At 67.2% G+C, this 9,695-nt stretch carries 7 protein-coding genes, 2 tRNA genes and 1 pseudogene; 3 read left to right on the plus strand and 7 right to left on the minus strand.

The window, feature by feature from the left end; translation table 11 throughout:
* Window positions 1-154: 154 nt before the first annotated feature.
* Window positions 155-2,053 carry a molecular chaperone DnaK gene (gene dnaK / locus FJV41_RS45185; RefSeq protein WP_141648838.1) on the minus strand — a complete coding sequence of 633 codons (1,899 nt, stop codon included), beginning with the start codon at window positions 2,051-2,053 and terminating at the stop codon, window positions 155-157.
* Window positions 2,054-2,449: 396 nt separating this feature from the next.
* Between dnaK and FJV41_RS45190 the strand changes: the two genes are divergently transcribed.
* On the plus strand, window positions 2,450-3,544 hold the full coding sequence (locus FJV41_RS45190; protein ID WP_141648839.1) for a diacylglycerol/lipid kinase family protein: 1,095 nt from the start codon (window positions 2,450-2,452) through the stop codon (window positions 3,542-3,544).
* A 53-nt stretch (window positions 3,545-3,597) separates the two neighbouring features.
* Here FJV41_RS45190 and FJV41_RS45195 read toward each other — a convergent pair whose 3' ends face one another.
* From FJV41_RS45195 to greB, 5 genes are all read right to left on the minus strand, one after another.
* The gene (locus tag FJV41_RS45195; RefSeq protein ID WP_141648840.1) at window positions 3,598-4,359 is read right to left on the minus strand and encodes an SAM-dependent methyltransferase; all 762 of its coding nucleotides are present in this window, start codon (window positions 4,357-4,359) and stop codon (window positions 3,598-3,600) included.
* Window positions 4,360-4,445: 86 nt separating this feature from the next.
* A complete protein-coding gene (locus FJV41_RS45200; RefSeq protein ID WP_141648841.1) occupies window positions 4,446-4,751 on the minus strand; it encodes an HP0495 family protein in 306 nt (101 codons plus the stop codon).
* Window positions 4,752-4,784: 33 nt separating this feature from the next.
* Complete coding sequence (locus tag FJV41_RS45205) at window positions 4,785-6,104, minus strand: PhoH family protein (RefSeq protein WP_141648842.1); 1,320 nt, start codon at window positions 6,102-6,104, stop codon at window positions 4,785-4,787.
* A gap of 157 nt (window positions 6,105-6,261) precedes the next feature.
* Window positions 6,262-7,209 (minus strand): deacetylase, encoded by a 948-nt coding sequence (locus tag FJV41_RS45210; RefSeq protein WP_141648843.1) that lies wholly within the window; start codon window positions 7,207-7,209, stop codon window positions 6,262-6,264.
* A gap of 8 nt (window positions 7,210-7,217) precedes the next feature.
* Window positions 7,218-7,757, minus strand: a complete 540-nt coding sequence (gene greB, locus FJV41_RS45215; RefSeq protein WP_141648844.1) for a transcription elongation factor GreB — start codon at window positions 7,755-7,757, stop codon at window positions 7,218-7,220.
* 193 nt (window positions 7,758-7,950) lie between these two features.
* Between greB and FJV41_RS45220 the strand changes: the two genes are divergently transcribed.
* Together FJV41_RS45220 and FJV41_RS45225 are read left to right on the plus strand one after the other, a co-directional pair.
* Window positions 7,951-8,023: transfer RNA gene (locus tag FJV41_RS45220), tRNA-Lys, on the plus strand.
* 13 nt (window positions 8,024-8,036) lie between these two features.
* Window positions 8,037-8,109 (plus strand) — tRNA-Glu (locus FJV41_RS45225).
* A 522-nt stretch (window positions 8,110-8,631) separates the two neighbouring features.
* On the opposite strand, the pseudogene FJV41_RS45235 reads toward FJV41_RS45225, so the two are convergent.
* Window positions 8,632-9,695: pseudogene (locus FJV41_RS45235) on the minus strand (hypothetical protein); the annotation flags it as partial.

A 9,695-nucleotide genomic window follows, 5' to 3' on the forward strand; every position in this document is an offset into this window, starting at 1 on the left:
CCCTTGCACCCGCCCCAAGTCTCGCCACGCACACGGCCATCCATCCTTTCGGAAGGTCCGCCCCGAGTCCCGCAACGAAGAAGGGCCGGCCCCCCCCGTGTGTGGCGGGAGTACCGGCCCTCTGCTTCAACACCCGGGCCTCACGGCCCCGGCGTTACGACTGGCGGAACTCGGCGTCCACCACGTCGTCCTTCTTCGCGCCCGGCTGAGCCCCGGGAGCAGCACCCGGAGGCGGCTCGCCACCCGGCGCTCCACCGGTGGCCTTGTACATCTCCTCCGCGGCCTTGTAGCTGGCGGCCTGGAGCTTCTCGAGCGCGGCCTTGATGGCGTCCTTGTCCTGGCCCTCGCGCACCTTGTTGAGCTCCGCCACGCTGTCCTCAAGCGCCTTCGCCACGTCCGGAGTGAGCTTCTCCTTGTTCTCCTTGACGAGCTTCTCCGCGGCGTAGGACTGGGCCTCCGCCTGGTTCTTCAGCTCCACCAGCTCGCGGCGCTCCTTGTCGGCCGCCTCGTTCGAGCGGGCGTCGGCGACCATCTTCTCCACCTCGTCCTTCGCGAGACCGGACGAGTGGGTGATGGTGACCTTCTGCTCCTTGCCGGTGGCCTTGTCCTTGGCGTTGACGTTGAGGATGCCGTTGGCGTCGAGGTCGAACGTCACCTCGATCTGCGGCACGCCGCGCGGCGCCGGGGGCAGGCCCGTCAGGTGGAAGCGGCCCAGGCTCCGGTTGTCGTTCGCCATCTCGCGCTCACCCTGGAGCACGTGGATCTCCACCTGCGACTGGCCATCCGCGGCCGTGGAGAACGTCTCCGACTTGCGCGTGGGGATGGTGGTGTTGCGCTCGATGAGCTTGGTCATCACGCCACCCAGCGTCTCCACGCCCAGGCTCAGCGGCGTCACGTCCAGCAGGAGGATGTCCTTCACCTCGCCGGAGAGCACACCCGCCTGCACCGCCGCGCCGACGGCGACGACCTCGTCCGGGTTCACCGAACGGTTCGGCTCCTTGCCGAACAGCCGCTTCACCGCTTCCTGCACCTTCGGGATGCGCGTGGTACCGCCCACGAGCACGACCTCGTTGAGGTCCTTGAGGTCCACGCCCGAGTCCTTCAGGCACTTGCGGCACGGCTCCAGCGAGCGCTCGATGAGGTCATCGATCATCGCCTCGAACTTGGCGCGCGTGAGCTTCAGGTTGAGGTGCTTGGGACCGGTCGCATCCGCCGTGAGGAACGGCAGGTTGATGTCCGTCTCCGTCGCGCTCGACAGCTCGATCTTCGCCTTCTCCGCCGCCTCCTTCAGGCGCTGGAGGACCATCTTGTCCTTGCTGACGTCCAGCCCCGTGTCCTTCTTGAACTCGGAGATCAGCCAGTCCATGATCCGCTGGTCGATGTTGTCACCGCCCAGGTGCGTGTCGCCGTTGGTCGCGAGCACGTCGACCACGCTCTCACCCACCTCCAGGATGGAGATGTCGAACGTGCCGCCGCCGAAGTCGTAGACGGCGATCTTCTCGTCCTTCTTCTTGTCCAGGCCGTACGCGAGCGCCGCGGCGGTCGGCTCGTTCACGATGCGCCGAACCGTGAGGCCCGCGATTTCACCCGCGTCCTTCGTGGCCTGGCGCTGGGCGTCGTTGAAGTACGCGGGGACGGTGATGACCGCCTCCGTCACCTTCTCACCCAGGTAGTTCTCCGCCGCCCGCTTCAGCTTCAGCAGGATCTGCGCGCTGATCTCCGGCGCGCTGTACTGCTTGCCGTCCAGTTCGATGCGCGCGTCACCGTTCGGCCCTCGAGCAACCTTGTAAGGGACGAGCTTCGCCTCCTCGGTCACCTCGTCATGCCGCCGGCCCATGAAGCGCTTGCTGGAGTAGATGGTGCGCTCCGGATTGGTGATGGCCTGGCGCTTCGCCACCTGACCAACCAGTCGCTCGCCGTCCTTGGTGAACGCGACGACCGAGGGCGTGATGCGGCTGCCTTCCTCGTTGACGATGACCTTGGGCTCGCGACCCTCCATGATCGCCACCACGCTGTTCGTGGTGCCCAGGTCGATCCCAATAATCTTGCCCACGGTTCGTATCCTCCGGAAATAACTGCGTTTTCTGCGAAAGCTCCTGATGTACGCCCAACGTAACCACCCACCCCCCTGTGTCAAACCGGAGGTGGCGTCGGGCCCTCTGGCACAAGGTGGTGCTCCCGGGTGCGTAGCGCAGTGCGCACGAGGCTGGTTGCTGCGTCACGTCATCGCCACCTTCACGGCACGGGTGCGTAACGCGCTCTACACCGCCGTCACCTCCAGGTAGCAACCGGGCGACCTTTCGAACAGCAACCAACGCTGCAACCCCTTGGAATGACATGCCTGCCCGCCTGCTGACGCCTCGCGTCACCGGTTGGCAATGAAAGTGCACATTGCGGCGACGCGTCGATGTCGGGTTCCCCCACCCGCACCTACCCTGGAGCCATCCTCATGTTGGTTCAGCCCCTGCGCTCTCCGGACCTCCGCCGCTCCCCGTCGGCGGACGTATCCGCTGAACCGAAGGTCGCGGTGCTCCTCAACGCCAATGCCCGGAAGGTGGACGCCCGGGTGGTGAAGTCGCTGTCGCACGTGGTGCCGGAGCAGGACCTGTTCCTCTCCCGCTCGCAGTTGGACGGCCGCCGCATCGCTCAGACGGTGCTGGAGCGGGGCTATCCCCTGGTCTTCACGGGCGGCGGCGACGGCACGTTCATGGGCTTCGTGAACGAGGTCCTCCAGTTGGTCGGCCCCCGAGGCCGCTTCGCCGGTCAGCAGGCGCCCCGCTTCGGCATCCTCAAGCTGGGCACGGGCAACGGTATCGCCGCCCACGTCAACGCCTCCGGCACCCGGGGCGACGGAATCCTCAACGACGTGCTGCGCGCCCGCACCGGTGAAGTCCCGGGCTTCCGCCCCATGGACCTGCTGATGGTGGATGGGCAGCGCGCGCCCTTCGCGGGGCTGGGCGTGGATGGCAAGGTGCTCAACGACTACATCTGGGTGAAGGAGAACCTGGGCAAGGGGCTCCTCAAGAGCGTGCTGTCCGGCAGCGGCGGCTACTTCTCCGCGGTGGCCTGCAAGACGGTGCCGCACTACCTGACGAACTCCACCTGGGTGGAGTGCGAGGTCGTCAACGGGCAGGCCGGCGAGGCGTACCGCCTGGGCGCGGACGGCCAGCCCATGGGCGAGCCGGTGGCCCCTGGCGAGCTGCTCTTCCGGGGCAGGCTGATGATGGCCGCCGCGGGCACCATGCCCTTCTACGGCTATGGCTTCCGCATGTTCCCCTTCGCGTGTGGCCGGCGCGGCTTCATGCAACTGCGGCTGGGCCAGGTGACGCCCACGCAGGTGCTGGCGAACCTGCCCCGCCTCTGGAACGGGCGCTGGTTCCCCGAGGGCCTGCACGACTTCCACGTCCGCGACGCCACCATCCGCTTCGCGCGCCCCATGCCCTTCCAGGTGGGCGGCGACGCGGCCGGATATCGGGATCAGGTGTCGCTGTCCGTGGCGCCCGAGTCCATCGAGCTCGTCGACTTCAACGGCGCGCTGAACTAGCCCGCTGGGCTGGAAGGGGGCGGCCAGATTGCCGCCCTCCCCCGCCGGGCCGACTAGCCCCTGTCGCGTGAAGCCGGGGGCTTCTCGCCCGGCTCCTTGCGGCGTCCCACCAGGAAGGCGTAGCTGACCGTGGCCTTGCCGTTGCTCTCGCGGTGCAGCGCCAGTTCCTCGCGCAGCGGGGACGCCTGGGAACCCGACATGGGCTTCAGACTGGCCTCCACCTCGCGGTAGTAGTCGTCGAGTTCCACGTCGTGCAGCGTCTCCGCCGACTCCGGCTCGAATCCGCCCAGCTCCAGCGACTGGAGCAACTCGCGCGGCAGCAACAGGGGGGCGCCCAGACGGCGCTCCCAGAGCTCGGCGGCGGCCTTGGGGACGACTCGCGCCACCCTCGCGGGGAAGGTCATTCCCAGCCGCCCTCTTCTCGCCAGGAGCGGCCGCAGGGCCGACAGCGTCCCGCGCAGGGTGTACAGCACCCGGCCCTGGACGAGGATGGCGTCGAAAGCGCCGTCCGGCAGTCCGAGCGAATCCAGGGCCACGCCGCGCACGTCGATGCGGTCCGTCAGCCCTTGATGGCGCACCCGCTCGCGGGCGGAGGAGACCAGGGCCTCGTCCATGTCCGCGGCCAGCACGGTGCAGCCCATCTCCCGGGCGAGCAGCAGCGCCGCGCTGCCATCCGCGCCACACCCGAGCACCAGCACCCGGGCGCCCGGCTCCAGTTGGGCCACCTTGGCGAACCGCCGAGTCACGTCGTCCGAGCTGAACGCGCGCCGGGCGTCCGCGGGGTGGTACAGCGGAAAGGGATCTGCCGGGCTCATGGGCTCCTCATATACCCAACCCCGCCCGGACTTCCAGAGACGGCGCGGGCCCCCCACCCGACAGAGGAGGCCGCGCGCGTCCGGCGTCACAGGTAGTAGACGACGCGCGGGTCCTTTTTCAGCTGTTCATAGATGGAGCGCCGCTGCTCCTCGGACAGCAGGTACACCGACACGCTGAGGGACAGGTACTTGCCCTTGCTGCTGGGCTGCTCGTGGATGGAGTCCGGAGAGATTTCGGAGCCCATCATCTTCCGGAACAAGTCCCTCACGTGCTCGGCGAAGCCGGGCCCCTGCAGGCCCATCACCTTGAAGGTGTAGACCGCGGGGTACTCGATGAGGGGCTTCTTCTCTCCGTCTTCCGGAGGGGTGTCTCCAGGGCCGTCGTTCGTCATGACACGTCTCTTCGCGCAGGCACCCGCGGGTGCCTAGAGCAGGTTGGCGGCGAGCTCGGCCAGGGCACTGCGCTCGCCCTTGGCCATGGTGATGTGCGCGGCGATCTTCTCGCTCTTGAAGCGATTGACCACGTGCACCAGGCCGTTGTTGGTCGAATCCACATAGGGGTTGTCGATCTGGAACGGATCCCCCGTGAGGATGATCTTCGTGTTGTCACCCACGCGGGTGATGATGGTCTTCACCTCGTGAGGCGTGAGGTTCTGCGCTTCGTCCACGATGATGAACTGGTTGGGGATGCTCCGGCCACGGATGTACGTGAGCGGCTCGATTTCCATCAGCCCCAGGTCCAGGAGTTCGTGATAGCCGCGGCCGGCCTTCTTGTCCGCGCGGCTGAGGTTCATCAGGAACTCCACGTTGTCGAAGATGGGCTGCATCCAGGGGTTGAGCTTCTCCTCGACGCTGCCGGGCAGATACCCGATGTCCCGCCCCAGGGGGAAGATGGGACGGCTCACCAGGAGCTTCTGGTAGAGGTTCTCCTCCGTCACCTTCTGGAGCCCCGCGGCGATGGCCAGCAGCGTCTTGCCCGTGCCCGCCTTGCCAACGATGGTGACGAGCTTGATGTCGTCGTTGAGCAGCAGGTCCAGGCAGAAGGCCTGCTCCATGTTGCGCGGACGGATGCCCCAGGTGCCTTCCTTGCTCTGGCGGAGCAGCGGCACCAGCCGGTTCTTGAGCCCGTGCAGGCGCCCCATGGCGGTGTGCGACGGGTTCGTCTCGTCCTTGAGCAGCACCAGCTGATTGGGGAAGAGCGTGTCCACGTCCGGCAGCTCCACCTCCGCGCCGGGCCTGTACATCTGGTCCACCAGCTCCTTGGGGACGAGCCGCTCGGTGAAGCCCGTGTACAGCTCGGTGATCTCCACCCGCTCGGTGTCGTAGTCCTCGGCGATGAGGCCCAACGCGTCCGCGCGGATGCGCAGGTTGGTGTCCTTGGTGATGAAGACGGCCTGGGTGTCAGGCTCCTGCTCCATCAGGTCGATGGCCACCGCGAGGATGCGGTTGTCCATCAGGTTGCTGTCCGCCATGGACAGCGGCAGGTCGCGGTCCGTGAAGCACACGCGCAAGAGGCCGCCCCTCGGCATGGGCACCCCTTCCTTCAGCGAGCCCTCCGCGCGGAAGGTGTCCAGGTAGCGCGCCACCATGCGGGCGTTGCGCCCGAGTTCGGAGAGATCTCTCTTGAACTGATCAATCTCCTCGATGACGTAGATGGGGATGATGACGTTGTTGTCCTCGAAGCCGTAGATGCTGCGCGGATCATGGAGGAGGACGTTGGTATCGAGGATGAAGTTCTTTCGCATCGTGGGTTCGCGCGACCTGATTGGTTCGGGTGCGACCGCTGGGGACCGTGCGACGTGGCTGAGCCTGACGCCCACTCCAATATAGACAGCGGCTCCGACGGAAGCAGCCAGGTTGGCGTCGGAGATGCCGGTTGTTCGAAACCCCACGCCTTGGCGCTCAGTGCGCGAGCACGGGGGCGAGCGGGTCGTACCCCAGCAGCTCCGCCAGCCGCTCGGGGGGCGGCCCCGGGGGCATGCGCTCCCAGGGGAAGCGCTGCTGGAGCGCCTCCTCGTCGAGCGTCACCACCTGTCGCCCCGTCTGCTCGCGCGCCTCGGCCCAGGCCTTGGCGTCGAACGAGCGGATCAGCCGGCGACTGAGCGGCGACAGCATGGGCATGGGGGTGAAGGGGAGCGGCTGCCCTTCCGCGTCGCGCATGCAGCCCAGCTCCACGGCCCACGCGAGCAGCCAGCGAGGGCGCTTGCCGCCAGCGCCGCGCAACGCGAGGAAGCGCCCCTGGGCCGCGCCGTCCACGAAGAGGAAGCGCCGGTCATAGACGCTCGCGGCGGCGAAGGTGGAGGGCGTGAGGGCCAGGGCCTCCGCGCCGATGCGGCGGGCCATGAGCATCAAGAGTTCCAAAAGGGGCGCGGAGAGCGCGAGCCCGGGGTGGCTCTGCCCTGGCAGCGGCGGGCGGTGCCAGTCGAACGAGCGGCCCGGATTCTGGAGCAGCAGCGCGTCCACATAGAGCAGGGGCGCGGTGGCGAGCGCGTCACCGAGGCCGACCTCGGCGCCGGTGGCCATGCGCAGGGACAGGTCGGCGACGGGGGCGTAGAAGCGGCGGCTCCACAAGACGACCCGGGGGCGGAACGGATCCTCGCCCTGGATGCGCAGCTCGATGGGCCCCACCCGCTCCTCGGCGCGCTGGAACAGGCCGTAGGTGCGCAGGACGCGCTCGAGGCCCTGGTGGCTGTAGGTCCCGAACAGCAGGCCCACACGGGTCTTCTGGGAGTCGCCCAGGCCCAGATCCTCGAGTGAGAGTTCCTCGGGGTCGAGCGCGGCCAGGTCCGCCCCGCTCAGGTGCTGATAGATGCGGCGGAAGCGGGGGTTGATGGGCAGCGTCCGAGGCATGGGGCCTCCTAGTCGTAGCGGATGTCGATGACGGTCAGCTCGATTTCGCCCCGGGGGCGGTGCACCTCGACGGAGTCACCCACGCTCTTGCGAAGAAGGGCGCGACCGATGGGGGACTCCACGCTGATGCGACCTCCGGCGGCGTCGATTTCGTCGGACCCGACAATCTGGTACTTCGTGCGTGCCCCGTCCTCGTCCTCGAGGGTGACCGTGGCGCCGAAGTAAACGCGTGCACGGTCGCTCTGTTCAGAAGGCGTGACGATGGTGGCGGTGTCCAGGCGCCTCTGTAGGAAGCGGATGCGGCGGTCGATTTCGCGCAGGCGCTTCTTTCCGTAAATGTACTCGGCGTTCTCGGAGCGGTCCCCCTGGGCGGCGGCGGCGGAGACCTCGGCGGTCACCTTGGGGCGCTCCTCGTTGAGCAGCCGGACGAGCTCCCGGTGCATCCGCTCGGCGCCCGGGCGGGTGAGGTAGCGGCGGAAGAGAGCCTTCTCGTCGCCGTCCTCGGCCTCCGGGTCTTCATGTTCTTCAGGGGGGAGGTCCTGGGCCATGCCTGCTGTATACAACCGATGACTGACGGCGGCGTTCGGCGGAGCCCCAGGCGTTCACCGGGAGGCGGTGGAAGCGCCGTCAGGATGGGGGACATGCGCTCGCCAGTGGAAAGCGCGAAGGAGTTCGGGTAGGAAGCGCCTGCCTTCGGGCCCAGGCGGGCCGCGCGAGTTTTTTTGAACAAAAGAATAGTGCGAGTCGCTAGCTCAGATGGTAGAGCACCGGCCTTTTAAGCCGAGGGTCGGGGGTTCGATCCCCCCGCGACTCATGTAGGTGGCGACGTCCCCGTCGTCTAGAGGCCCAGGACGCTGGCCTTTCAAGCCGGTAACACGGGTTCGAATCCCGTCGGGGACAAGTAGAAACGCGGGGTTGGACGGTAGCTACCGTCCAACCCCGTTCGTTTTTGACCGCTGGATGTTGTTCCTTCGTTGTTCCTTCTTCTCCGGAACAACGTCCCCAGCTACTTCAGGTGAAGCCCGCCCCGCCCGCCGAAACCGCACCTTCACCGTCAGTCAAAACGCAAGTTGCCAGCCCTCCACTCGGAGAGCGTCAGCTCTGCATCGAGCCTCGTAACGCCAGGGGGGCCGCTCGCGAGGCGCTCCAGCTCGGCTTCCGCCAACTCGGGAGCAAACTCCAGGACGTGGGATGCTGCCCACGCGCGAACCGCCGGATTGCCACTCCGAATCAACTCCGTGAGGGTCGACCGCCCTTCGTCCCCCCTGCCTCTCAGCTCTCGCCAAGCAGTAGCGATCCGTTTGTACTGGGCGTTCGCGGCTCGATGATTACCCGAAACCGACGCCCGACCGTGCAAGCTCGCGGCCTCCTCGTACATCGACTTCAGCTCCTGAATCGAAGCCCGGCTCAGAGATTCCTGCTTCACGGAATGACCCCATGGTCACGGAGGACCTTCAGCCCGAATGCTCGCTGACTTGCGAGGGACTGCGAGCTTAGCCACGCGCGCACGGTCTTTCCCTGCGAGTAGGCGCGAATGGACGAGTAGAGGGCGCTTATCTGCTGATGGATGGCCACCTCAACTGGAATCAGGTTCTCTGTGTTGTGGATCGCCTTCGCGCCGAACCGCCCCACGTTGCCGTCGGTCTGCTCGACGATGTGGTGCCACTCCTTCCCCGGTCCTGCTGGCCCCATCGCTCGCTTGAAGGACTTGAACGACGAATAGGACTTCATTCCAGGCGGGCCCGTCGGTGGCGTCGAACCTGAGCTGCCCCCCTCCCCTGCTCGCTGAAGGATGATTGCGGCTCCAGGTCCGCCGCTCAGCACCGCCGCCGCGCGCCCCACCGGCACCGCGACGCGTTCCATCGCGAGCGCCCCTTGTGCGGACAGGGACAACACCGGCACTTCCGCCGTAGCGAGCCCCGCACCTTGAAGCGTGCGCGTTGTGGCTGACACCGTGCCCCATGTGGCGATGATGTTCGTCACCAGCTTGGAGACAGACTGAATCTGCTCGCCGCGCGTCATGTACTGAAAGCGCTCCAGATACTCGGGCGAGGACTCCAGCAAGGCCACCACGGCGGCGGGCATCTGACCGAGTGCCGCGAGGTTGTCCGCTGGCGACGTCGAGAAGAACTTCCCCACCGCCAGCGCCAGCCCGACGAATGCCTCTTCGGCCCCATCCAGCGTGCGACTGATGACGTCGGCATCGTCGTGGACGTCCGCGATGGCGAAGCCGTCCACCTCCCGCAGTTCGTCGTTCAGCGAGCGGAAGACGCCCGTGCGCCCGTCGTAGAAGCGGCCCAGCTCGAATCCATGCGCTCGGAAGCCCCCGTTCCGCCACTCCACAGGGGCCACCCGCTGTTGCGTCCTGCCATTGCTCACCCACGCGAGGCACCCGTCGGGCCGAAGTACCGCCAGATGATTGAAGCGCTCAACCCGCCGCACCAGCTCGGCGCGCGACACCTCGCCCGAACCCAGCACCTCGCGCA

Source organism: Myxococcus llanfairpwllgwyngyllgogerychwyrndrobwllllantysiliogogogochensis (genome assembly GCF_006636215.1).
Lineage (GTDB): Bacteria > Myxococcota > Myxococcia > Myxococcales > Myxococcaceae > Myxococcus > Myxococcus llanfairpwllgwyngyllgogerychwyrndrobwllllantysiliogogogochensis.

Bases quoted from the DNA above. Each gene is read 5' to 3' on its own strand.
- FJV41_RS45190 (WP_141648839.1), top strand. From the start codon at position 2,450: ATGTTGGTTCAGCCCCTGCGCTCTCCGGACCTCCGCCGCTCCCCGTCG.
- FJV41_RS45210 (WP_141648843.1), bottom strand. From the start codon at position 7,209: ATGCCTCGGACGCTGCCCATCAACCCCCGCTTCCGCCGCATCTATCAG.
- greB (WP_141648844.1), bottom strand. From the start codon at position 7,757: ATGGCCCAGGACCTCCCCCCTGAAGAACATGAAGACCCGGAGGCCGAG.
- FJV41_RS45200 (WP_141648841.1), bottom strand. From the start codon at position 4,751: ATGACGAACGACGGCCCTGGAGACACCCCTCCGGAAGACGGAGAGAAG.
- FJV41_RS45205 (WP_141648842.1), bottom strand. From the start codon at position 6,104: ATGCGAAAGAACTTCATCCTCGATACCAACGTCCTCCTCCATGATCCG.
- FJV41_RS45195 (WP_141648840.1), bottom strand. From the start codon at position 4,359: ATGAGCCCGGCAGATCCCTTTCCGCTGTACCACCCCGCGGACGCCCGG.